Here is a 22,524-nt window from a genome sequence, read left to right as displayed (position 1 = left end):
AGATTAATTTAGTTATTTGCATTTTGTAAAAACCAATGCAGCCAGGGAATTTTTACAAACATAAGCACACAAATTAAAATAGTAAACAAAAACAGGTAAAGCATAAACCATTTTCTTTTATGGAGCCCCTTGATACGTTGCACGGGAGAGTCGTTTAAAAGCCCGATTCTTAAATACCACGAAAAAAGAAGGGCGAAGAAGGGGAAGCTAACTAAAAGCTCTATCCTGTTTTTGATTAAAAATATGCCCAGGAAAAATGCACAGGTTATTCCGTAAAAAAACATAGAAATCAGCAGGCCGTTTTCTGTGTAAAATTTAAAAGAGCGCCGGTATTGACCTGCAAGAACCGGATCGTTGATAAGACGGTACTCTGCAAACCGCTTGGTGGCCATTAAAAACGCACCTCCCATCCAGTAAGCGATTACAATACTAATAGGAGGAAAAGTGTTGATCCAGTTGAGGTCCCAACTGCTATCCGGCACACCCAGGGAGGGGCTTATTAAAAACCAGCCCAGGGTAAACCTTATGGGGTTATTGATTGACTCGGTAAGTACATCCAGGTAAACCCTTTCTTTGCTTCTTAAGGGCTTTACATTATAAACAATACCCATTACAAGCAGCAACAGCTCCATACTAAAAAACTTAATAGATACAGTAAATCCTATACTTAAACCCAAAACTGCTAATAATGTATATATGAAATAAATAATTTTAGGGTTAACTGTTTTTTGAATTAAAGAACGGTCTTTTTTTACCGGGTGAAACTTGTCAAACTCAATATCAAGATATTCGTTGATTACATAGTTGGCAGAAGCAATTAAGCAGGTAGCAAGAAAACCCAGGATGATTTTTAGGCCTAATGCTGCAGTAAGCGGTGGTTGAAAATAAGCAAATGCAAATAATATACCGGGTGCCATGAAGATATTTTTCAGCCAGTTATCCGGCCGGGCTATTCTGATATAATCTTTAAGAGTAGCATTGTTGGGCGTATGCGATATGTCACTTTTCCCCGATATATATGCCTTGGTTGTTGACATGAGTTCCTGTAAGTTTAATTAGTCTTGTCTTTCATTTCAAAAGTGCCAGCTAAAAATACAAATAAATTTTTTTTGTCTTTATTCTTTGAAGGCAGAATGATGTAGCGAACACCCGCATTTCTTGCACACTGACCATCCCTGCTATCCCTGTCGCCTATGAAGAGGCAGGCTTCTTTAGCAATATTAAGTTGTTTGCAAATAAAATATATAGCCCGTGGAGATGGTTTAAAACTATTGATTGCGGCATCGGTTGATGAAACGTAAATATCAGCTTTCAAACCCAAGGCATTTAACTTATCGTTTGCCGGATAGTCAGAATATACCGCAATTTTAATGTTTTGCCGGCGCAGTGTATCAAATAAAGCTGCGGCACCACTATATTTTGTACTGTGTAAATGTTGAAGGGGAGTATTGTACATCCATTTACGAACAACCGCTCTTACCCGTTTTACAGGAACATTCAATTTGCTGGCACACCATGTATATTGTTCCTCATTAAGGTTGGGGCTGTTGTATCCAGAACGGGCTTCCCTTTCCTTTCTGAACCGGTACAGGATATACAGGTCTTTAATTTTAAGAGGATGAACGAAATAGTACTTTAAAAGCGAAAGGCACATTTTGAACTGCAGCTTGCGCTGATTGTACAAGGTACCGTCTACGTCAAAAATCACTAATTTAATAGTTCTGAATTGTAGTTCTTCTGTAATCAATTATTTTCGCTATTTAAACGGTACTGTTACAACAAATATAGATATTAAAACATTATGCAAGCCCTTTCAGCCAATCGCTATAAGCTCACAGAGAGTCGCAGCCTGATATTTTTTATATTAGGTATAGGGGTTGTTTTAAGGCTATACTATTTTTTTCAGAACCGTTCTTTATGGATTGACGAGGCGTATTTATCAAATAGTATTATTTCATACAGCCTGCACCAACTGCTTACAGAACCTTTGCTATATTACCAAAAAGCACCTTTGGGATTTTTAATGATGCAGAAACTGTTCATTACTGTTTTCTCTCCCAATGAAGTGGCTTTAAGATGGTTTCCTTTGCTATGCAACCTGTGCTCCTTGTTTGTATTTTATGCCGTATGCAGGTATTTTCTGAAGCCCGGTTATATCTGGCTGGCATTGTTCCTTTTTTGTTTAGCCCCTCCGTTAATATTTCATGCAGCAGAGGCTAAACAATATTCTTCTGAGCTGCTAAGCACGCTTATTATATTGTATCTGTATATACCATTGCAGGGCAGTAGTATTACACGCAAGGCGGTTATCAGGTTGGGCATTGCCGGAGCGGTTTTAATATGGTTTTCCTATTCGGTGGTTTTTATTTTAGCAGCTGTCGGCATATCTGTTTTTTTTAAAATGCTTCAGGAAAAAAAAGCACAACTATACCCGTATTATTTTATCGTGGCTGTTTTTTGGGCGTTGAGTTTTATTGTGAATTTTTATTTTTCAACATCTAAACATGTAGAGTCGAAGTGGACGGTTTACTGGTTTGATTACTTCAAATATTTTGCCCCTTTCCCTCCTAAAAGTATAAATGAGCTGGGCTGGTACTTGTCAAGGTTTTACAGGGTCCTTGATTATCCGCTCGGGCTTTTATGGAATTTTATGCCAGGGACCGAAGGTGGGTTGGCGCCTGTAGTGAAACTGGCATTTGTACCTGCAACACTTTTTTTTGCAGGCCTATACAATTTTTTAAAGCGTAAAACAGACTTTTTGTTGCTTGTATCTTTAATGGTGCTAACGCTCACTGCTTCAATGTTGAAGCTTTATCCCCTGGGCGACCGGTTCTGGGTGTTTCTTTCACCTGTATTTATTATACTTATAGTGGACGGCTGCAGCTTTTTAAATCAGAAGCTTGTACCGGTAAAGCTGAGGTTGGTATTGCCTGCACTTTTGGTAATCGGGCTTGTGATAAATATAATTAATGCTTTCCGGGGCGAAGAGTTTATCCATGATAAAAATTCGTCTCAGCGCGAGGCGCTTAGCTATATTAATGATCATAGAAAGAGCGGAGACCTGGTGTATATTTACTGGAACAATTTAGCCGGTTACCAGGTCTACAATAAAATGTATCATTATAATTTTGTGGCAACCACCGGTAAAGATTATCGTAAGGAGGTAAATGATTTTAATGATTACATGGCGCTTATTAAAAGCGATATCACCGCCCAAAATAAAAGACGCGTTTGGGTTGTCTGCAACCGGATCTTTCAAACGGATATTGGTGAGCCTGTAGACTGGCCTAAATGGTATTTTGCAGCTGGTAAACCCTCGGACAGGGTGATTGCTGCACTTGCTAAAGATTGGCAATTAGCGGATAGTTATAGTAAGTTGGATATTGATATATATTGTTTTCAATTAAATCCACAGCGCTGAAAATATTTTGCTCAGATATTATTGATATAGCCTGGAAACGCACTGGTATATTATCAGCTGATGAAGCCCATGTTTATTGTTTTAATATTTCGGAGGCTGATCGGTTAGGATACCTGGCAACAGGCGAAGAGCATTTAAAAGCCTCTTTTTTCAGGCAGGATATTGATGCAAAAAGATTTTTGGCCGGCAGGATTCTTACTAAAAGAACATTAGCCGGTATACTGGATGTAGATCCGGGACATATTTTAATACATAAGGGCAAAAACGGGAAACCTTTTGCTATGTATAACGGCCGCGAATTGCAAAGTTTGCACTTTAACATCAGCCATTCGGGGAACCTGGTTATAATAGGAGTATGCAGCAAAGATATCGGGGTGGATGTAGAAGAAATGAAGGGTGGTTCAATCATCGAATTATCAGCAACCGTTTTTTCTGGAAAAGAGCTTAATATTTTTGAAAAGAGTGCAGATACCTTAAAGACCTTTTATACCTTCTGGACAAGAAAAGAAGCTATACTGAAAGCCACAGGCCAGGGGCTTATAGATAGTCTGTATGAACTGGAGGTATTGGATGGTGCGAATGAAAGCAATTTGCTTCAGAATAACGGGCATTTTGATATTATAAGCTTTGAGCCTGCCATAAATTACCGGGCAAGCATTTGTATCACTTCCGGCATTAAGGCGCGCTTTCTCCATTCAGGGCAAATGAAATGAAAAGTTATTTTCTTTTTGATTTTTCCCAGGCAGCGCTTTGTGATTTTTTGAAATAACGATAAATGCCTGCAATTACAGCATAATTCATCAGGCAGAAATAGTAAGGAATGAAAAAAGCCTTTATTTTCAGGTTCTTTTTTTCCAGGATAAAACCCACTATACTCAATCCGTAAAAAATGACCTGGCCTGCCAGCAAGGCGACGTACAAAGAATGTTGTGTTTGGATAACAATCAGAATATTCAGTATAAAAACCAGTATCATTAAGAAGGGGGTTACTGTCCATCTTAAAACACGATGGCTGATATATTGAAACGTAAGCACCGGGTTACGAAACGGGTTTGCGGCTTTCTTCAGCCGGAATATAGATTGAATGCCTCCCGCCGCGATCCTGACTTTTCTTTTCAGCTCTTCTCTCGAATCAGCCGAAGCTGTTTCCATTGCATAGGCTTTGGGTTCATATGCAATAATGTACCCTTTTTCGGCAATACGCATCGCGATCATATGATCGTCAATAATGGTATCTGTTTCCACGGGCTGGTACAATCTTCTTCTGATGCTAAAAAGTTCCCCTGCCGCACCTACATTACTGTACAACTCATAATCCCATTTTTTCAGCGCTGATTCATACTTCCAGTAAAAGCCTTCGCCTGCAGAGCTGGCATCGGCTTTTTCTTCTACCATTATTTTCTTTTCGCCCGCAACAGCTCCTACTTTGGGATTCTGATAATGCTTTACCAGTTCTTTGATCGCATCTTTATTCAGGTAGGTATTGGCATCGGTAAATACAACGATGTCGCTGGATAGTTGAGGCAACACCCGTTTTATAGCGGCCATCTTGCCTGCGCGCTCGTCTTTATGAAAAAGCTTTACTTCCGGGTGATCTTGTATTTTCTGCGGCGTGCTATCGTTTGAGCCATCTGTTACAAAGATGATGTCAAAAATATTTTTGGGATAATCGAGCTCAAGGCAGTTTTTTATCTTTTCTTCAATGTAAGCCGCTTCGTTATAAGCTGCAATCACAAGGGCAACTGTTGGCAGGTTGTCTTCATCCAACATCATCTTTGTTTTACCCCAGCCCATAATCCTTTTTAGCTTTATTAACACATACAGTACCATGCCGTACCCGGCAAAAGCATACCATACAACGAACAGGCTGATCCAGAATAGTAGTATCATGATATTTTATATCCTAATGAGTTGCTGTTAGATGAATGGGTAAAGTTCCACCACAGCCCTTTTAATGTTTGCAGAGCCAGATCTTTCCGTCCGCTTTTTAAATGCACGAGCAATTGCTTAGGCGTTGCAATTAAAGTGTAGTAGACCGAAAATAAAAATGCCCGGGGAAGGGTTGCGTTTTTCCTGATATACAACATCCGGTTGCGCGTCATAAAAAAGGCTTTAACTGGGCTTGCCTTGCCAACGCTGATCGATTCTTTATGATAAATAACCGCCTTTCCCGTGAACCATATCTTTTTCCCGGTTCTTTTAAATTTTTCGCACCAGTCCAGTTCTTCGTAGTATAAAAAGTAGCGTTCGTCCATCAGTCCGGCTTTTTCAAGATCGGCTTTCCGGCACATAACTGCAGCCCCGTGGCAGAAGCCGGTTTCCCTGCTGCTCCCGTTATATTGCCCTTTATCTTCTTCCATAGCACCAATGCCTGCATTGCGGGCAGTTAAATAATTCATTGGGGTGAAACCTGCATATTGGATGATGTTTTTATTATCGTAATACTTGATCAATGGAGAAAGCAGTCCGGCTTCGGGATGTTGTTCCATTTCCTTTACCATTGTATCCAAAAATCCGTCTGTGATTTCAGTGTCGTTATTCAGCAAGAGAATGTAATCGCCTTTAGCATTTTTTATACCCAGGTTATTTCCCCCTGCATAACCCAGGTTTTTTGAAGATGAAATGTATATAAGGCCGGGATATGCAGCCAAGAAATCTTTTATCCTGTTCTCAGCAGGAGCATTGTCTACCAATACTACTTCTACCTCGCAGATGCCGGCAAACTGCCTGACAGATCTCAGAAACTCGATGGTAACAGCAGGTTGGTTATAATTAACGGTTATTATCGAAATCAGGGGCATTCGTTACGAAGATATGATCTTTTAATAAATCAGCTGCCGGCTAATTTTTTGATTTGCTGATGCAGGCGGAATACCTGTTGCAGCACGGACGATGTGCCGTCATTTTTTATTACAAAATCGCATAGCTGCATTTTCTGCTCTTCGTTCATTTGCCGGGCCATGCGTTCATATATCTGTGGTTCGGTGAGCTCACCACGAAGCAAAATACGTTCTGCTCTCAATTGCCTGGGTGCCCAAACCCCTATCGTATAATCCAGGTGCTCATTACTTCCGCTTTCAAAGATCAGCGCCGCTTCTTTTATAGCATAAGGAGCGGTTTGGCGGTTAAACCAGTTAATAGAATCCTGTATAGTAACAGGGTGCGTAATGGCGTTAAGTTTTCTTAGTTTTTCTTCGTTGCCAAAAACAACACCCGCCAGGTAAGCCCGGTTCAGCTGGTTATTTTTAAAGGTGTCTTTTCCAAAAGTAGCTGTTAGTTGTTGCCTGATCTCGTCATGGGTGTGCATGAGCAATTTGGCAGCACTATCTGCATCGTAAACAGGTATGCCAAGTGTTGAAAAAATTTTGGCAATGGTTGTTTTACCACTGCCAATACCGCCTGTAAGGCCAATTTTTAACATTGAATACGAGTTGTTTATGGTTCATTTACCAGCGAACGGTCATCTGTGTGAACTACCATCTGTTCTATTTTGAAACAGCTGTAGCTTTATTGAGCTGGTTTGTCCACTCCATGCTGATAGCCGATTTCTCAATTTTAATATAGTTGCCGGGGCTTACTTCAATGCTTAAAGTACCATCTTCATTCACTTGCTGAATTTTTCCGTGTATACCGGCAATAGTTACTATTTTATCTCCTTTTTGCAGGTTTTCGATGAACTTTTTCTGGTCTTTCGCCTTTTTAGCCTGCGGGCGAATAAAAAACAGCCAGAAAACCAATATCATACCTACCAAAAAGATCAACTGAAAGGAACCGGCGCCTCCGCCCTGTGCTTGTAAAATGTAATTTGTCATTATTAATTATTATTCTTTAAAAGTTATTTAGTTACGTTAACGCGAAAGCTTAAAGTATGTTGTGTAAAAGGTTTGGTATTTGCTGTAACGGTAACTGTTTTTGTATGGGCGCCTTCGCTTTGGCCTGTGCTGTTAAATTTAGCTACGATCTTCTCCTCTTTCCCCGGAAGTACAGGTTGCTCCGGCTTTTCAGCAACAGTACATCCACATCCCGGCTGCACGCTAGAAATAATCAGCGGTTTATCTCCTGTATTCTGAACAACAAACGGTATTTCAACCGTTTGTCCTTCCTTTACATCTCCCAGGTCTTTAAAAGTAGAGTCGGCCCAGCTTATGGTGGTAAAATTGGATGAATCTTTTAAAGCCACCTGTTTCAGGGAATCGCTTAACGGGGTTTCGGCGTTTTTACTGTTCCCGTTACTATTGCAGGCTATTATAGTGGTAGCCGCAGAAATTAAAAATATTAAACGTTTCATCGTAGTTATGATTAATATATTATAATGGAATTGCTGTGCGAAAGTAAGATGAATATTCAAACCTGTAAAAATATTATCAGGATCCGGCTTTACGAAAATCTTTTTTCTTCAGCCGTCCTTCCTCCACCAGCTCTTTGTGAATATTATCCAGAATACCATTTACAAAGTGACCGCTTTGGGCAGTGCTGTATTCCTTCGCCAGGTCTATATATTCGTTAATAGTCACTTTGGGAGGAATGGTGTCGAAATATAAAAATTCGGCAACACCCATTTTCATCAGCACCATATCTAACAAAGCAATACGTTCGGGATCCCAGTTTTTAAGCTTGGGTTTAATAAAATCAAGCAAGTATTCTTCCTTATCTGTTACGGTTCTTAAAAGATCTGTTGCAAACTTTTCTTTATCGGGCGTAATGATCTCTTTAAGAGGACCTGCCTGCGGCTTCCTGAGAAAAGCGGACAGGCTTTGCACGATCATATCTCCATCATCTCCCCAGTTGCTGAAAATTTCTTCAATATGCGATACGAACTCCTCGTTCTCCAGCATCAGCTCACCAAAAATATATTCAAATATTTTCCTGTCTTCCTGCAGGTTTTGCTGGTTGATACCTGTGTAATGGTGGTATTCCCGGGAAGCCACCATTTGGGTATAGATTTTCTTAACGAGCTCCTCATCTATGAACCTCCCCGGTTTTTCATTATTCAGGGCCATTTTAAATTCATTAAGATCCAGTATCTGCCAGAGCAGGCTGCTTCCTGCAAGCTTTGTATTTACATTCAGGTCTTTCTCGGTAGGAATATATTTATGCGATTTCCGGTAAGCGTCTTTTTCAGCATATCTGGCCACTTCTGTTAGAAAATATATAGTATATACCAGTAAAGAGCGGGTTTGGTTGAAATGTTGTTTAAGGGTTTTTTGCGGATCAAGCGGTTTGTCAGTATCCAGACTAGCGGTATATGAATAAAGGGTCTGCATCACTTTTACCCTTATGTTTCTTCTGTTAATCATTGAATCAAGAGCTATTTTTGAAGCGGCGAAGATAGGGTTAATAGTTGAAAGGTTGAAAAGTTTAAAGGACTGATTGGCTTTAGTATGATTCAAACGCCTCGTCTGTCAGCAGCCCGCTGTCAACCGTCAACTTGTCAATCTGTCAATCGTGTTAACCTGTTTTAAATTAGCGATAATACCATAAACTGAAAAAATTTCATGTTTCTTCAACGTGGCATGTTATTTAGGCTACATTTGCCGACCTAAAAAGTGTTTACCTGGTAATCACTTAAATAAATCAACAATTTTTAAAAAGATAAAAACATGGCTAAAAAAGTAACAGTAACCCCTTTACATGACAGGGTGATCGTAAAACCAGCAGCCGCTGAAGAAAAAACAGCCGGCGGGATTATTATTCCTGACACAGCTAAAGAAAAACCACAACGCGGTACTGTAGTAGCTGCAGGCCCGGGCAAAAAAGACGAACCCGTAACTGTTAAAACCGGTGATATTGTATTATATGGTAAATATGCCGGTACTGAAATCCAAATCGGTGGAGAAGACCTTTTAATTATGCGTGAAAGTGATATATTGGCTATTGTATAGCTCGTTAATTAGCTAATGAGCTAATGTAAAATCATGATATTTTAAACAAATAAGTTTATTAACAGTGCTGAATTGGCTGATCGGCTGAGAAGCACATTATCAAATTAAATAAAAATGGCAAAACAATTACACTTCAATATCGAAGCAAGAAATAAAATGAAAAAAGGCGTGGATGCTTTAGCAAACGCCGTAAAGGTTACTTTAGGTCCTAAAGGCCGTAACGTTGTGCTTGAGAAAAAATTTGGCGCACCCGGTATTACAAAAGATGGTGTTACCGTAGCAAAAGAAATTGAGCTGGAAGATGCTATTGAGAATATGGGTGCTCAAATGGTAAAAGAAGTAGCTTCTAAAACTGCTGATATTGCAGGTGATGGCACTACTACTGCCACTGTATTAGCCCAGTCTATTATCAGCGAAGGCCTGAAAATGGTAGCTGCCGGAGCCAACCCCATGGACCTGAAACGCGGTATTGATAAAGCGGTTTCTTTAGTGGTTGAAAACCTGAAAGCACAAAGCCAGACTGTAGGCAGCGATGGTAAAAAGATCAGGCAGGTGGCTGCTATTTCTGCTAATAATGATGATCAAATTGGAGATTTAATTGCACAGGCCTTTGCTAAAGTAGGCAAGGAAGGTGTAATTACTGTAGAAGAAGCAAAAGGTACCGATACCACTGTAGATGTTGTAGAGGGTATGCAGTTCGACCGTGGTTATATTTCTCCGTATTTCGTTACCAACAGCGAGAAAATGGAAGCAGAATTGCAAAATCCATACATCCTGATCTATGATAAAAAGATCAGCGCTATGAAGGATATTCTTTCTATCCTTGAAAAAGTCGCTCAAAGCGGACGTCCTTTAGTGATTATTGCCGAGGATTTAGAAGGCGAAGCTTTGGCTACATTGGTTGTCAATAAATTACGTGGTACTTTAAAAGTGGCTGCAGTAAAAGCTCCAGGCTTTGGCGACAGAAGGAAAGAAATGTTGCAGGACATCGCTATTTTAACAGGCGGTACCGTGATCAGTGAAGATATGGGACACAAACTGGAAGGTGCTGATATTGCTGCTTTAGGTCAGGCCGCTTCTATCACTATTGATAAAGACAATACGATTGTTGTAGGGGGCAAGGGCAAAAAGAATGATATCATAGGCCGCGTAAACCAGATCAAAGCGCAGATCGAAACCACTACATCTGATTACGATAAAGAAAAATTGCAGGAGCGTTTAGCTAAATTAAGCGGAGGTGTGGCAGTACTTTATGTAGGAGCTGCTACCGAGGTGGAAATGAAGGAGAAAAAAGATCGCGTAGATGATGCTTTACACGCTACCCGTGCTGCAGTTGAAGAAGGCATCGTTCCTGGTGGTGGAGTGGCTTATATCCGTGCCGTTAGCGCTCTGGATGTAAAAGTAAAAGGCCAGATAGAAGATGAACAAACCGGTATGGCTATTGTAAAACGTGCTTTGGAAGCTCCCATCCGTACGTTAACTGATAATGCAGGTATTGATGGTTCTATCGTGGTTCAGAAAATTAAAGAAGGAACCGGAGATTTTGGCTTTAATGCAAGGACCGAAACTTACGAAAACCTGTTCAAAGCGGGTGTGATCGATCCTACTAAGGTTAGCCGTGTTGCTTTGGAAAATGCAGCTTCTATTGCTGGTATGTTATTAACTACCGAGTGTGTAATAGCTGATAAACCAGAACCTAAATCTGCGGCTCCTGCAATGCCAGGCGGTCCTGATATGGGTGGTATGGGTTATTAATGAAATAGATAGTTTGGAGAGGACAATTGACAGTAGTTTGATTGTCTGTAAAGTAAAAATCCCGCTTCTTTTGAGGCGGGATTTTTTATAAAGAACACTGTGATCTTGTCTGATCAGTTGTTTACTTTCTGATCGTTTCTGGGAAGGTTAAACTGGCCCTCTGTAATAGTAACTTTCTTGCCCGCATCGTTTATATATGACATGTTGCCTCTGAAATATCCTGCAAATTTTGCAGTGGTATCTATTACTTTAAATTCAGTCAGGTTAAATGTTCCCGCTCCATCATCCAATCCGCTTTGAGGCGTGTAAATGACTCTTTTGTCGCTTATCTTATATTCAAAATATCTGAAATTATATTCCATTTTCGGAGAAATAGGAAGACTGTCTGATCCATATTTAGTAATAGTCAGCTCATAATTAAAAAGCATATACTCTCCGGTTGGGTTGGTGCCACCACCAAAAGCAAGATGTGGCCGGATATTACCGTCCCACTCTGTAGCTAAGTAAGCGCCAATATCATCTTTAAATTCACGCCATTCATTATCAACCTTTATTTTAAAATACCACCTCGATGTATCAAAAGCGTCTTTCTTGCTTCCGCAGGATAAGCAGACTATGAGCAGGATTGAAGCTGATAGTAAGTAAATTTTTTTCATATTTGTTAAGTATAACTATACAATTCACAGATTCTGGCATTAAAGGTAAGCCACGATTAACTTTTCACCTTTTAAACTTTTCATACTTCCAACTTTAGGTTACCTTTGCCCACTCAAAAAAAGTAAAGCAGTAATGATAAGTGTAAAAGACCTCAAACTCGCCTACGGAAAGCGCGTTTTATTTGAAGAAGTAAATGTAAATTTTACTAAAGGGAATTGTTATGGAGTGATTGGCGCGAACGGGGCAGGAAAGTCTACCTTTTTAAAAATATTAAGCGGCGAAATAGAACCCAATAAGGGAACTGTAAATATTACACCCGGAGAGCGCATGGCCGTGCTGAAGCAGAACCAGTTTGAATTTGACGAGCAAACGGTTTTGAATACGGTTTTAATGGGGCACAAAAAAATGTGGGATGTGGTACACCAGCGGGATGCGATTTATGCGAACCCTGATGCAACAGAGGAAGATTACATGAAAGCCGGAGAGTTAGAGGCTGAGTACGGAGAAATGGGAGGCTATGAAAGCGAAAGCAATGCGGCCAATTTCTTAAGCGGCCTGGGTATAAAGGATGAGATGCACCAGATGCTGATGAAAGACATCCCGTCTAACATGAAGGTGCGGGTGCTTTTGGCGCAGGCCCTGTTTGGTAACCCCGATATACTGTTGCTAGACGAGCCTACCAATGGCCTGGATATTGAAACCATCGGGTGGCTTGAAAATTTCCTCGCTGATTATGAGAACATTGTTTTGGTGGTGAGCCACGACCGTCACTTTCTTGATGCCATTTGTACGCATGTAGCGGATGTGGACCGGTCTAAAATCAAAATATTTACAGGCAACTATTCTTTCTGGTACGAAAGCTCGCAGTTAATGGCGCGCCAGGTATCGGATAAGAATAAAAAGATGGAGGAAAAACGTAAAGACCTGTTAGATTTTATTGCACGATTCAGTGCCAATGCCTCAAAAAGCAAGCAGGCTACCAGCCGTAAAAAAGCCCTGGAAAAGCTGGTGATTGAAGAAATTGAACCCAGCTACCGCAAATATCCGGGTATTATCTTTCAGCCACTACGCGAAGTAGGTAACCAGATCTTAAATGTAGAAAAGCTAAAGGTTGGGGTAGAAGGCCGTACTTTGTTCAGCGATGTCAGCTTTAGTGTGAATAAAGGAGATAAGATCGCATTCATCAGCCGCGACCCGCTTGCGGTAACGGCCTTTTTCAACATTATTAATGAAACAGAAACAGCTGATTCAGGAAGCTTTGAATGGGGCACTACTATTACAAAAGCCTATTTGCCGGTTGAGAACAGCGAGTTCTTCCAGGACGACCTTAATCTGATGGATTGGTTGCGCCAATATGTACCATCGCATGTAACAGATGTGGATGAACCGTTTCTCCGTGGTTTTTTAGGTAAAATGCTTTTTAGCGGGGAAGATGTAATGAAGAAGACCACAGTGCTGAGCGGTGGAGAAAAAGTACGCTGTATGGTTAGTAAAATGATGCTGCAAAGTCCTAACTGCATTATCTTGGACCAGCCTACCAACCACCTTGATCTGGAAAGCATTCAAAGCTTTAACGAGCAGTGTACTGTATATAATGGCGTAGTATTGCTCACCAGCCACGACCATACTTTTATGCAAACCGTGGCCAACAGGGTAATTGAGCTTACTCCTAAAGGAATTATCGATCGCTTAACAACTTTTGATGAATACCTGGAAGATGAAAGGGTAAAAGCGTTGAGGACAGAAATGTATATGTAGCACAAGTAGCAGTAAACAGGGCAACACCTCTGATTTTGAAGACCTTTATGCTTTATATCAACCGGTTAAACCTTGTTTGACCGAATGAATGGCTTTTATTCTTCTTTACAGTGCCGAAAATTTTTTGGGTTTAATGCCGTTATGCTGCTCGAATACTCTTGAAAAATGGCTCAGGTTGGTAAAGCCTAATTGGTAGCCTGTTTCTGAAACCGATAGCTTTTCCTCTTTTAATAAACGGGCAGCTTCTTTCATCCTGAATTCCTGGTGATAACTGAAAATACTGTTACCAAAAATCTGTTTAAATAGCCGCTTCAATTTGGATGGGCTCATGTGTGAACGATCTGCCATTTCTTTAATAACCGGCGGAGTATCTAAATGTGCAAGCATCTGCTCTTTCACTTTGTAAATAGAGTGAATATCCTTATTATTTAAAGCATACAGATGTTTTTCATCCCGCTGTTCTAATTCCATTAGTAACCTGCAAATCAGTTCCTCTGCTTTTATCCTCAGGAAAAACAGCTCAAAAGTTTCATCAACCCGTTCTGTCATAATTTCATCCACAATTTTCTGTAAGGAGGGATATACTATTTGTTCGAATAATAAAGGCTGTGCATTGTTTAACAGGCTTTGCAAAACCCGTGAGTTTTCTGTTAAGCCTACTATTTCGTTTAAATAATTCGCATCTACTTCCACATTAATAGTTGCCGCATTTGTATGGATTGAAATAATCTCATCTGTATTTATACGGCTGGTTGCAATTAAAACCGAAGGAATGGCTGTTAACTGATTTTCTCCTGGCAGATTTTCGGGCAGAGGAATAACATTTTGAAATTTAAAAAATATCATTCTTCCCGGACTCTTCATTTCCGGATTCTCAATTACAACATCCTCGTTGAGCTCGTAGTTGCTGATCAGCATTCGTATATGGGGATTAAAAATAAATCCCTTGCAATAACCCTTGCCAAATTTTGGAGGAATATCTAATCTTCTGTTGGTTATCCTCGTCCCCAGCAAGCGGGCAAGCTTTAATAAGATATGAGGCACTGTTTGCTTTTTACTAATTGCCATAAAAAGATCCTTTACGACTATTTTATGTATATATGTAACTATTTTACACGTAAAAGTACTTATATTTTTGCGCGTAAATTTAAAGTAGTTCTCATGAACTACCGTCTTCATTATTAGTGCTTCAAATGATCATGAAAAATATGAGCGAAGAAAGAAATAGAAAAAATGGCTTATGGGTTGTAATAGCTATCGTATTATTGAATTCAATCGGGATGACTATTGTTTTGCCTTTATTACCATTTCTCGTGGGGAAATATCTTCCCGAATCACAGGTGGTTGTAGGCATAAGTGCCCTGATGTCTGTATTTGCAGTCTGCACATTTTTTGCAGCACCTTTTTTGGGTGCATTAAGCGACCGGTACGGCCGTAAGAAGATATTAGTTGCCAGCCTGCTTGGCTCAGTGGTAGGATATATCCTTTTTGGAATAGGGGGTTCTCTGTGGATTTTGTTCCTGGGAAGAATTATTGACGGACTGACTGCGGGTAATATCAGTACATTGTTTGCTTATATTTCAGACACTACCCAACCTGAAGAACGAACCAAATGGTTTGGTTATGTTGGCGCAGCCAGCGGCATTGGCTTTATGGGAGGGCCTGCTTTGGGAGGATGGCTTGGCAGTATATCTATATCGCTGCCATTTTTTGTTACAGCTTTGCTGATTTTTTTATCCGTATTATGTACCCTGTTCTTTTTACCCGAATCGCTTGCAGTTAAAAGCCGGTTGAAGCAACTATCATTCAAAAAAATAAATATAGCATCAAGCTTCAAAGATATCTTTTCATTGAAAGATGTAAAACGGTTGCTGTTCCTGGGTGCTTTTTTTGCCATCAGCCTCGGTATTTATCAAACGAATGCCACCTTATTTCTTAAAGATATTTTTCATTGGGGGCCTGCATTAATAGGAAGTATTCTTGCATGGGTAGGTGTATGTGATATTGTTTCCCGCGCCCTGTTGCTACCCCTGTTACTTAAAAAATTCAGCGAACGGTCTGTTGGAATTGCAGGTCTTACCGGCTTGTCATCGGGTCTTGGCATACTTTTTTTAAGTGCCTATTTTCATTCAGTGTACCTGATAATTATTGCTGTTATTTTCATCACTATAGGGGAAGGACTGTTCGATCCCTCCTTTAACGGAACTTTATCTAAATCCGTGGATGACAGTCAGCAAGGGAAATTGCAGGGAGTTAACCAGTCGCTCCAGTCTATATACCGTGTTCTCGTTCCTGTTGCTGTTGCTGCTATTTATGTGTATAGTCCGGGCATATTATATGCAACAGCAGCATTTATTGCACTGGTGGCAGTTATAATGTATGCGGTGTATACACCAAAAACAAAGCCCCGCCTGTTCTAATTTGTGAACGAAATATTCAATGAATCAGACGAAAAAAGCCAGTTCCTACCGGAAGTATAAGAGGGCGGCTATATTATTTCTTATGGCGGCCTTCTAAAACTTTTACTACATCTGCCAGTGAAAAGCCTTTGGCCTGTAAAAGCACCAGGTAATGGAACATGAGATCGGCGGCTTCGCCTAGAAAGAGCTCATCATTATTGTCTTTGCTTTCGATAACGATCTCAACCGCTTCTTCGCCCACTTTCTGGGCAATTTTATTAATGCCTTTGGCAAATAATGAGGCAGTGTAAGACTTTTCTGAGGGGTTATTCTTTCGATCTATAATCACTCTTTCCAGTTGCTGCAAAGAAAATGAATCATTGGCCTTCCCGAAACAGCTGATATCTCCCGTGTGGCAGGTGGGGCCCTGTGGTTCAGCTTTAATAAGAAGTGTATCCTGGTCGCAGTCCTGTAAAATTTCTCTTACCATTAAGAAATTACCGGATGTTTCTCCTTTTGTCCAGAGACGTTGCTTACTGCGGCTGTAAAAAGTTACTTTGCCTTCTTCTTTTGTTTTTGCAAAAGCTGCTTCGTTCATAAAGCCCAGCATTAAAACTTCAAGTGTGCCTACGTCCTGTATAATTACCGGCATGAGGCCATCATTGTATTTTGAAAAATCGGGAGACATATACTAAATATTAAATGTAGAATATTAAATGTAAAATTTTGAATGAAAACTGATTTTTGAATTAACTCATACGCCTATATACGCATTGCGATGCCTTCTTTTTTCAGATAATTCTTCAAATCCTTTATTTCTATTTCTTTAAAATGGAAGATGCTGGCAGCCAGAGCTGCATCAGCACAGCCTTTAGTAAACACTTCTTCAAAATGTTTCATGGTTCCTGCTCCACCCGATGCAATAACCGGGATATTTACAGATTGGCTGATTTCGGCAGTAATATCAATGGCGAACCCGGCCTTGGTACCGTCATTTTCCATGGATGTTAACAGTATCTCACCGGCACCCAGATCCCTGCATTGTTTTACCCATTCAGCAGCAATAAGCGGGGTAGGCGTCCGCCCTCCATGCGTTACCACCTTCCATACGCCATCAAATAATTTAATATCCACAGCTACTACCACGCACTGGCTTCCGAAATTTTTAGCCAGTTCACTTACCAGTTCAGGCCGTCTTACTGCTGATGTGTTTACTGAGATCTTATCAGCGCCATTTTCAAGGAGCACCGATACATCTTCAACTGTATTAATACCTCCCCCAACAGTAAATGGAATATTAATATGAGTTGCAATCTTTCTTACCAGTTCTGAAAGGGTTTTCCGCTTGTCTACCGTAGCAGTAATATCAAGAAAGACCAGCTCATCGGCGCCTTCTTTACTATAGCGGATAGCCAATTCCACCGGATCACCTGCATCACGCAACTCAACAAAGTTGGTACCTTTAACAGTACGTCCATCTTTAATATCAAGACAGGGTATAATACGTTTTGTGAGCATGAATAAAGTTTATAGTTTGTAAGTTTCTGATGTGTAGTTTTTAAATTCCTGATTATTTTTGCCGGTCTTTAAATTTTCCGCCTTTTATATTGCTTTTGTTGAGGTAACTAATCAAACCGGCAATGCCTGCTGATAGCCCTGTATATAGATTTACAAGTTCCTTACAATCTTTTTCCTTAATATATTTTTGATCAAACGCTCTGTACAATTGTGATTTTACTTCTCCGCAGGATCCTTTTGCGTAACCAAGAAAATTAATAAATTCAAGTCTTGAAGAACGCTCAAACCCTTCTGCAATATTATCCATTACTGAACCACCAGCAGCTTGTATTTGTGATTTAAACCTATAATCATTGACAAATAACCCTCTACTGATAATTTCAAATATCTTTAATGAAAGCTCTCTGGCCTTTTTCCATATATCAAGATCTTCAAATTTTTCTATTGTTGCCATAACTATAGACTTTTAAACCAAAAACTAAAAAACTATGAATTATACGCTGCCAAATCAGCAATATCTATTTTTCCTTCATAAATAGCTTTCCCTACTATTGCACCGCTGCATCCAATAGCTTTTAAATCTTCCAGATCTTTCATTTTGCTTACGCCGCCACTAGCTATCAGGTTAATACCCTCCACCTCGTTTAATATCTTTCTATAAAGATCATTGGAGCTTCCCTGTAAGAGCCCGTCCTTACTGATATCAGTGCAGAAAAATTGTTGAACTCCTTTGCCCGCGTAATTCTTAATAAAATCAATAATAGTAATATCTGTAGCCTCTGTCCAGCCTTTGACCTGTATTTTTTCGTCCAGCACATCTGCGCCTAAAATGAACTTATCCACACCATAAGCTATAAACCATTGAGCCAGTAAGGCTTCTTTTTTTACAGCAATGCTTCCGATAGCAGCGTAGGCCGCACCGGAATTAAAGGTAATCGCCAAGCTTTCGTCAGAGCTGATGCCGCCACTGAAGTCAATTGTAAGACTTGTTTTTCCGGCCACCTGTTCCAGTACTTTCCAGTTCTTTACAGCACCGGATTTGGCCCCGTCCAGGTCAACAAGGTGCAAACGTTGTAAGCCAGCATCTTCAAAGCGCTTGGCTACTTCAAGCGGGTGCTCATTGTATATTGTTTTTTGGCTGTAATCGCCTTTGCTCAGACGTACACATTTGCCATCAATGATATCTATTGCGGGAATGATCTGCATTTTTTATTTCAAAAGTTTTATTGTATTATTTTTAAGCAGCGAACTTAACTGGCTAATAGCCGTTTGGTTGAGCTTCTGCAGCCGTTCTTTTTGTGGTAAGACCATTTTAATAAATTCAGCATTCAGGCTTTCCAGGTTGGCAAGCACCAATAATTGTTCAATGGTAGCCTGATCCCTTATGTTCCCTTTTGCTCCAGCATTTTTATCTCTCCATTGTTTGGCAGTCATACCAAATAATGCCATATTTAGCACATCTGCTTCGCTTGCATAGATAACGGCCACCTGCTCTTTGCTTAGGCTGGGAGGAATAATGTTCTCTTTAATTGCATCAGTATGTATCCGGTAATTTATTTTAGATAACGTTCTGTTTAAATTCCAGTTAAGTGAGAGACGGCTGCTTTCTTCATTTTTAAGACGTTTATAATCTTTTATGATATAGAGCTTGAATTCAGCTGATACCCATGATGCAAATTCAAATGCTATGTCACTATGTGCAAAAGTGCCTCCATACCTTCCGGATTTGGAAACTACGCCAATTGCACCGGTATTTTCAATCCATTTTTGTGGAGATAGAGTAAAGGCATTATATCCTGCTTCTTTTTTAAACCTATCGAATTCGATAGGTTTAAAATCAGAATCATGTAATTGCTCCCAAAGGCCTAAAAAAGCAATGGTGTCTTTTCCGCGCATCCAGTTATTAATTACGATAAAAGGTTCATCGCTTTTATATTTTGCAATATCGGTCAACGATATATACTCGTTCTTGAAATCTTCTGTATAAATGGTAATTTCAAAACCTTTGGCATTAATTGTTTCTTTGGCAGGTGGTTTTTTCATGGTTGTTATTTATAATGATAAGAAATTTTTCAAGATCTGTTCTCCTGCATCAGCACTTTTTTCAGGATGGAACTGTACCCCATAAAAATTGTTTTTACTTAAGGCACTGCTAAATCCGATACTATAATTTGTGGTAGCAATGGTATTGTCATTTATTTCTGCGTGGTAACTATGAACAAAATAACAATAGCTGCCGGTTTTCACACCATTAAAAAGTGGGCTGTTTTTAGTGTGAATATTGTTCCAGCCAATTTGCGGGATCTTTAAATGATTACTTACAAAGCGTTTTACATTTACATCAAATATACCCAGGCAGTCTGTATTATTTTCTTCACTGTGTTGGCATAAAAGCTGCATTCCAAGGCAAATGCCCAGCAGTGGCTGCTTCGCCGCACTGATTATTTTGTCAAGATTTCGCTGCTTTAAATATTCCATTGCAGTGCTGGCTTCTCCTACTCCGGGAAAGATGATCCTGTCGGCAGATAATATTTGTTCCCTATCATCTGTAACAATAGCATTAACACCTATCCGCTCTAATGCAAAAAGTACCGATTGTATGTTACCTGCATTGTATTTTACAATTACAACTTCACCCGTGCTTCCCCTCTGAAGAAGAGGGGAACGCGTAGCTACAGTGTCTTTAGAAGAAGTTTTATTCATGCGAAAAAAATCATTAAATCCAATAAATTCCTAATTAACTTTTCAACATGTTAGCTAAAGCAGCCCTTTTGTGCTTGGCAGTTGCTCATTGCCCGGTGTTCTTTTCACCGCCATTTTAATGGCTTTTGCAAGACCTTTAAAAATAGCTTCAATTTTGTGATGCTCGTTCTCGCCTTCGGCCTTAATGTTTAAGTTGCATTTAGCTGCGTCGCTGAAAGATTTGAAGAAGTGGTAGAACATTTCTGTTGGCATTTCCCCGATCTTTTCTCTTTTGAATGTGGCATCCCATACCAGCCATGGACGACCTCCAAAATCAATAGCTACCTGCGCCAGCACATCATCCATCGGAAGTAAAAATCCATATCTTTCAATTCCGGCCTTATTACCTAAAGCCAGCTGAAAGGCTTCGCCTAAAGCAATGGCGGTATCTTCTATGGTATGGTGCTCATCTATATGCAAATCGCCTTTTGTAACGATTCTTAAATTAATACCGCTATGTCTGCCTAACTGGTGCAGCATGTGGTCGAAGAAGCCTAAACCTGTTTCAATCTCACAAATCCCGGTTCCATCAAGATTTATTTCAATATCAATTTTTGTTTCGTTGGTATTGCGGGTATGTTTTACTACTCTTTCTTTTAATTGAAGGAATGCATAGATGTCTTCCCAGCTCTTCGTTTTTACTACTATCGTGCTTTCCAGCTCTTTCAATGTATCGGAGATTTCGCCGGCTCCGAGGCTTTCATCAAGATTCAGCCAGATGCCTTTACAGCCCAGGTTCTTAGCTAGTTGCATATCCGTTATCCTGTCACCAATTACAAAAGAACCGGAGATGTCGTATTCTGGATTATCAAGATAATCAACTAACAGCCCGGTAGCCGGCTTACGGGTAGGCGCATTTTCTTCGGGATAAGTTTTATCTATCAACACATTGCTGAAGTAGATGCCCTCGCTTTCCAGGTTGCGCATTACCAGCTCGTGATAAGGCCAGAAAGTACTTTCAGGAAAACTATCGGTGCCAAGTCCGTCCTGGTTGGTAACCATTACCAGTTCGAAATTCATCTCCTTTGCAATCTTTCCCATCCATGTAAACATACCCGGGTAGAAAGTGATCTTTTCGATCGAGTCTAACTGATAAGTGGGAGGCGCTTCGTTGATCAGTGTACCATCTCTGTCTATAAATAAAATTTTTTTCATAAAACCTCAGCTCCCGGCTCCATCCCTTGGAGAAAGACCGGCAGGATTTTTAATTATTATAATTTTTTAATGCTTCAATCAATTTTTTATTTTCCTCTTCTGTTCCCACAGTAATACGCAAGCAACCTTCGCATCCCCTGGTTGTGCTGCGGTTTCTCACAATAATGCCACAAGTTTGCAAATATGTGAAAACATTAGGAGCGTCTGTCATTTTTACCAGTAAAAAATTAGCATCCGAAGGAAAAACTTTTTCAGTTAACGACAGCCGGGTAAGTTCTTTTTCCAACCAATCTCGCTGTGCCACTGTTTTTTTAGTCCATTCATTTACCTGCATAATATTTTTTAATCCGCGCAAAGCCAGTTGCTGTGTGGCTTCGTTAATGTTATATGGGTACTTTACATGGTTCATTAGGCTGATGATCTCTTTTCCTGCAAATGCAAGTCCCAGGCGTAATGCAGCCAGTCCCCAGGCTTTGGAAAGCGTTTGCATTACCACGAGATTCGGATATTCTGATACTTCCTGCGAAAAAGTTTTCTGTCGTGCATAATTAATATAAGCCTCGTCAATTACTACAATGCCGTCAAAATTATTAAGGATGATTTCAATGTCCTGCCTGTTAATGCTGTTGCCGGTAGGATTATTGGGAGAGCAGATAAATATGAGCTTGGTATAGTCGTCCACCGCGTCAGCAATGGCCTGTATATCCATCTGGTAGCCGCTTGCAAGAGGTACCTCTTTTACTTTGATATTGTTGATAGCTGCGCAAACGCTGTACATACCATAGGTAGGAGGCAGTGTAATAATGTTGTCCACTCCCGGCTCGCAAAAAATACGCATCAGCACATCAATAGCCTCATCGCTGCCATTTCCTGCGAAAATATTTTCAACAGGGATGCCTTTGATTTCGCTGATACGCTCTTTGAGCTTCATCTGCAAAGGATCTGGGTACCGGTTCAGCGATTCTTGAAGATCTTCCATATCCAGTGTAACAGGAGAACCTATGGAGTTTTCATTAGCATCCAGCATCACACTTGCTGCTCCTGTAAACTCATGTCTTGCAGTAGTGTACGGAGCCAGTGTTTTAATATTTTCTCTTACCAGGTAATCCAAACTAAAGGCCTCACCTCCCGGCTTCTGCTCTTTTTGGGCAGTGCCGGCAGCATTGCTTGCATCGTTTCTATTTTCTTCAGCCATTTTTTAATAATAAAGTTTACAAAATTAATTTTCTTCCCTTAC

At 40.2% G+C, this 22,524-nt stretch carries 24 protein-coding genes; 6 read left to right on the top strand and 18 right to left on the bottom strand.

Annotation, left to right across the window (positions count from 1 at the left end; genetic code table 11):
- Positions 1-8: 8 nt before the first annotated feature.
- Together ACYVBM_RS18560 and ACYVBM_RS18555 are read right to left on the bottom strand one after the other, a co-directional pair.
- The gene (locus ACYVBM_RS18560; RefSeq protein ID WP_460687198.1) at positions 9-1,037 is read right to left on the bottom strand and encodes a UbiA prenyltransferase family protein; all 1,029 of its coding nucleotides are present in this window, start codon (positions 1,035-1,037) and stop codon (positions 9-11) included.
- Positions 1,038-1,051: 14 nt separating this feature from the next.
- Positions 1,052-1,747 (bottom strand): HAD family hydrolase, encoded by a 696-nt coding sequence (locus ACYVBM_RS18555; RefSeq protein ID WP_460687197.1) that lies wholly within the window; start codon positions 1,745-1,747, stop codon positions 1,052-1,054.
- Positions 1,748-1,801: 54 nt separating this feature from the next.
- On the opposite strand from ACYVBM_RS18555, the gene ACYVBM_RS18550 reads away from it, so the two are divergent.
- Both ACYVBM_RS18550 and ACYVBM_RS18545 read left to right on the top strand, forming a co-directional pair.
- A complete protein-coding gene (locus ACYVBM_RS18550) occupies positions 1,802-3,421 on the top strand; it encodes a hypothetical protein (protein WP_460687196.1) in 1,620 nt (539 codons plus the stop codon).
- Positions 3,394-4,134 carry a 4'-phosphopantetheinyl transferase family protein gene (locus ACYVBM_RS18545; RefSeq protein WP_460687195.1) on the top strand — a complete coding sequence of 247 codons (741 nt, stop codon included), beginning with the start codon at positions 3,394-3,396 and terminating at the stop codon, positions 4,132-4,134. Before ACYVBM_RS18550 ends, ACYVBM_RS18545 begins: the two co-directional genes overlap by 28 nt.
- Positions 4,135-4,138: 4 nt before the next feature.
- Here the strand turns inward: ACYVBM_RS18545 and ACYVBM_RS18540 are convergent, their stop codons facing one another.
- From ACYVBM_RS18540 to nusB, 6 genes are all read right to left on the bottom strand, one after another.
- Positions 4,139-5,311, bottom strand: coding sequence for a glycosyltransferase family 2 protein (locus ACYVBM_RS18540; protein ID WP_460687194.1), 1,173 nt, complete (start codon positions 5,309-5,311; stop codon positions 4,139-4,141).
- Positions 5,308-6,222 (bottom strand): glycosyltransferase family 2 protein, encoded by a 915-nt coding sequence (locus ACYVBM_RS18535; RefSeq protein WP_460687193.1) that lies wholly within the window; start codon positions 6,220-6,222, stop codon positions 5,308-5,310. Before ACYVBM_RS18535 ends, ACYVBM_RS18540 begins: the two co-directional genes overlap by 4 nt.
- A gap of 29 nt (positions 6,223-6,251) precedes the next feature.
- Entirely contained in the window at positions 6,252-6,842 is a 591-nt protein-coding gene (coaE, locus tag ACYVBM_RS18530) for a dephospho-CoA kinase (RefSeq protein ID WP_460687192.1), read from the bottom strand.
- A gap of 64 nt (positions 6,843-6,906) precedes the next feature.
- Positions 6,907-7,233, bottom strand: coding sequence for a preprotein translocase subunit YajC (yajC, locus tag ACYVBM_RS18525; RefSeq protein ID WP_460687191.1), 327 nt, complete (start codon positions 7,231-7,233; stop codon positions 6,907-6,909).
- Between the two features lie 23 nt (positions 7,234-7,256).
- Positions 7,257-7,709: a DUF1573 domain-containing protein gene (locus tag ACYVBM_RS18520; protein WP_460687190.1), complete on the bottom strand. Its 453-nt coding sequence runs from the start codon at positions 7,707-7,709 to the stop codon at positions 7,257-7,259.
- Positions 7,710-7,785: 76 nt separating this feature from the next.
- A complete protein-coding gene (nusB, locus tag ACYVBM_RS18515; RefSeq protein ID WP_460687189.1) occupies positions 7,786-8,718 on the bottom strand; it encodes a transcription antitermination factor NusB in 933 nt (310 codons plus the stop codon).
- A gap of 303 nt (positions 8,719-9,021) precedes the next feature.
- Between nusB and ACYVBM_RS18510 the strand changes: the two genes are divergently transcribed.
- A complete protein-coding gene (locus tag ACYVBM_RS18510; RefSeq protein WP_460687188.1) occupies positions 9,022-9,303 on the top strand; it encodes a co-chaperone GroES in 282 nt (93 codons plus the stop codon).
- A gap of 114 nt (positions 9,304-9,417) precedes the next feature.
- Entirely contained in the window at positions 9,418-11,058 is a 1,641-nt protein-coding gene (gene groL, locus ACYVBM_RS18505; protein WP_460687187.1) for a chaperonin GroEL, read from the top strand.
- A gap of 113 nt (positions 11,059-11,171) precedes the next feature.
- On the opposite strand, the gene ACYVBM_RS18500 is transcribed toward groL, so the two are convergent.
- Complete coding sequence (locus ACYVBM_RS18500) at positions 11,172-11,714, bottom strand: hypothetical protein (protein WP_460687186.1); 543 nt, start codon at positions 11,712-11,714, stop codon at positions 11,172-11,174.
- Between the two features lie 133 nt (positions 11,715-11,847).
- Between ACYVBM_RS18500 and ACYVBM_RS18495 the strand changes: the two genes are divergently transcribed.
- The gene (locus ACYVBM_RS18495; RefSeq protein WP_460687185.1) at positions 11,848-13,473 is read left to right on the top strand and encodes an ABC-F family ATP-binding cassette domain-containing protein; all 1,626 of its coding nucleotides are present in this window, start codon (positions 11,848-11,850) and stop codon (positions 13,471-13,473) included.
- A 105-nt stretch (positions 13,474-13,578) separates the two neighbouring features.
- Here the strand turns inward: ACYVBM_RS18495 and ACYVBM_RS18490 are convergent, their stop codons facing one another.
- Entirely contained in the window at positions 13,579-14,541 is a 963-nt protein-coding gene (locus ACYVBM_RS18490; RefSeq protein WP_460687184.1) for a helix-turn-helix domain-containing protein, read from the bottom strand.
- Between the two features lie 140 nt (positions 14,542-14,681).
- On the opposite strand from ACYVBM_RS18490, the gene ACYVBM_RS18485 reads away from it, so the two are divergent.
- Complete coding sequence (locus ACYVBM_RS18485; protein WP_460687183.1) at positions 14,682-15,893, top strand: MFS transporter; 1,212 nt, start codon at positions 14,682-14,684, stop codon at positions 15,891-15,893.
- Between the two features lie 73 nt (positions 15,894-15,966).
- Here ACYVBM_RS18485 and hisIE read toward each other — a convergent pair whose 3' ends face one another.
- From hisIE to hisC, 8 genes are all read right to left on the bottom strand, one after another.
- Positions 15,967-16,560, bottom strand: a complete 594-nt coding sequence (gene hisIE / locus ACYVBM_RS18480) for a bifunctional phosphoribosyl-AMP cyclohydrolase/phosphoribosyl-ATP diphosphatase HisIE (RefSeq protein ID WP_460687182.1) — start codon at positions 16,558-16,560, stop codon at positions 15,967-15,969.
- A 74-nt stretch (positions 16,561-16,634) separates the two neighbouring features.
- Positions 16,635-17,390: an imidazole glycerol phosphate synthase subunit HisF gene (gene hisF / locus ACYVBM_RS18475; protein WP_460687181.1), complete on the bottom strand. Its 756-nt coding sequence runs from the start codon at positions 17,388-17,390 to the stop codon at positions 16,635-16,637.
- A 52-nt stretch (positions 17,391-17,442) separates the two neighbouring features.
- On the bottom strand, positions 17,443-17,844 hold the full coding sequence (locus ACYVBM_RS18470) for a four helix bundle protein (RefSeq protein WP_460687180.1): 402 nt from the start codon (positions 17,842-17,844) through the stop codon (positions 17,443-17,445).
- Between the two features lie 32 nt (positions 17,845-17,876).
- Positions 17,877-18,596 (bottom strand): 1-(5-phosphoribosyl)-5-[(5-phosphoribosylamino)methylideneamino]imidazole-4-carboxamide isomerase, encoded by a 720-nt coding sequence (hisA, locus tag ACYVBM_RS18465; RefSeq protein ID WP_460687179.1) that lies wholly within the window; start codon positions 18,594-18,596, stop codon positions 17,877-17,879.
- Between the two features lie 3 nt (positions 18,597-18,599).
- On the bottom strand, positions 18,600-19,433 hold the full coding sequence (locus ACYVBM_RS18460; protein ID WP_460687178.1) for a KilA-N domain-containing protein: 834 nt from the start codon (positions 19,431-19,433) through the stop codon (positions 18,600-18,602).
- Between the two features lie 9 nt (positions 19,434-19,442).
- Positions 19,443-20,093, bottom strand: a complete 651-nt coding sequence (gene hisH, locus ACYVBM_RS18455) for an imidazole glycerol phosphate synthase subunit HisH (protein WP_460687177.1) — start codon at positions 20,091-20,093, stop codon at positions 19,443-19,445.
- Between the two features lie 54 nt (positions 20,094-20,147).
- Positions 20,148-21,287 (bottom strand): bifunctional histidinol-phosphatase/imidazoleglycerol-phosphate dehydratase HisB, encoded by a 1,140-nt coding sequence (gene hisB, locus ACYVBM_RS18450; protein WP_460687176.1) that lies wholly within the window; start codon positions 21,285-21,287, stop codon positions 20,148-20,150.
- 49 nt (positions 21,288-21,336) lie between these two features.
- Positions 21,337-22,482 carry a histidinol-phosphate transaminase gene (gene hisC, locus ACYVBM_RS18445; RefSeq protein WP_460687175.1) on the bottom strand — a complete coding sequence of 382 codons (1,146 nt, stop codon included), beginning with the start codon at positions 22,480-22,482 and terminating at the stop codon, positions 21,337-21,339.
- Positions 22,483-22,524 lie beyond the last annotated feature (42 nt).

This window comes from Niabella aquatica, from assembly GCF_054779315.1.
This window is presented reverse-complemented; position numbering and strand designations above follow the sequence as displayed.

Coding starts and splice junctions, on each gene's coding strand:
- ACYVBM_RS18535 (WP_460687193.1), bottom strand. CDS start 6,222: ATGCCCCTGATTTCGATAATAACCGTTAATTATAACCAACCTGCTGTT.
- ACYVBM_RS18550 (WP_460687196.1), top strand. CDS start 1,802: ATGCAAGCCCTTTCAGCCAATCGCTATAAGCTCACAGAGAGTCGCAGC.
- ACYVBM_RS18510 (WP_460687188.1), top strand. CDS start 9,022: ATGGCTAAAAAAGTAACAGTAACCCCTTTACATGACAGGGTGATCGTA.
- ACYVBM_RS18495 (WP_460687185.1), top strand. CDS start 11,848: ATGATAAGTGTAAAAGACCTCAAACTCGCCTACGGAAAGCGCGTTTTA.
- hisA (WP_460687179.1), bottom strand. CDS start 18,596: ATGCAGATCATTCCCGCAATAGATATCATTGATGGCAAATGTGTACGT.
- ACYVBM_RS18500 (WP_460687186.1), bottom strand. CDS start 11,714: ATGAAAAAAATTTACTTACTATCAGCTTCAATCCTGCTCATAGTCTGC.
- ACYVBM_RS18560 (WP_460687198.1), bottom strand. CDS start 1,037: ATGTCAACAACCAAGGCATATATATCGGGGAAAAGTGACATATCGCAT.
- yajC (WP_460687191.1), bottom strand. CDS start 7,233: ATGACAAATTACATTTTACAAGCACAGGGCGGAGGCGCCGGTTCCTTT.
- ACYVBM_RS18460 (WP_460687178.1), bottom strand. CDS start 19,433: ATGAAAAAACCACCTGCCAAAGAAACAATTAATGCCAAAGGTTTTGAA.
- ACYVBM_RS18540 (WP_460687194.1), bottom strand. CDS start 5,311: ATGATACTACTATTCTGGATCAGCCTGTTCGTTGTATGGTATGCTTTT.
- hisC (WP_460687175.1), bottom strand. CDS start 22,482: ATGGCTGAAGAAAATAGAAACGATGCAAGCAATGCTGCCGGCACTGCC.
- ACYVBM_RS18490 (WP_460687184.1), bottom strand. CDS start 14,541: ATGGCAATTAGTAAAAAGCAAACAGTGCCTCATATCTTATTAAAGCTT.
- ACYVBM_RS18470 (WP_460687180.1), bottom strand. CDS start 17,844: ATGGCAACAATAGAAAAATTTGAAGATCTTGATATATGGAAAAAGGCC.
- hisB (WP_460687176.1), bottom strand. CDS start 21,287: ATGAAAAAAATTTTATTTATAGACAGAGATGGTACACTGATCAACGAA.
- hisH (WP_460687177.1), bottom strand. CDS start 20,093: ATGAATAAAACTTCTTCTAAAGACACTGTAGCTACGCGTTCCCCTCTT.
- coaE (WP_460687192.1), bottom strand. CDS start 6,842: ATGTTAAAAATTGGCCTTACAGGCGGTATTGGCAGTGGTAAAACAACC.
- hisF (WP_460687181.1), bottom strand. CDS start 17,390: ATGCTCACAAAACGTATTATACCCTGTCTTGATATTAAAGATGGACGT.
- nusB (WP_460687189.1), bottom strand. CDS start 8,718: ATGATTAACAGAAGAAACATAAGGGTAAAAGTGATGCAGACCCTTTAT.
- ACYVBM_RS18485 (WP_460687183.1), top strand. CDS start 14,682: ATGAGCGAAGAAAGAAATAGAAAAAATGGCTTATGGGTTGTAATAGCT.
- groL (WP_460687187.1), top strand. CDS start 9,418: ATGGCAAAACAATTACACTTCAATATCGAAGCAAGAAATAAAATGAAA.
- hisIE (WP_460687182.1), bottom strand. CDS start 16,560: ATGTCTCCCGATTTTTCAAAATACAATGATGGCCTCATGCCGGTAATT.
- ACYVBM_RS18520 (WP_460687190.1), bottom strand. CDS start 7,709: ATGAAACGTTTAATATTTTTAATTTCTGCGGCTACCACTATAATAGCC.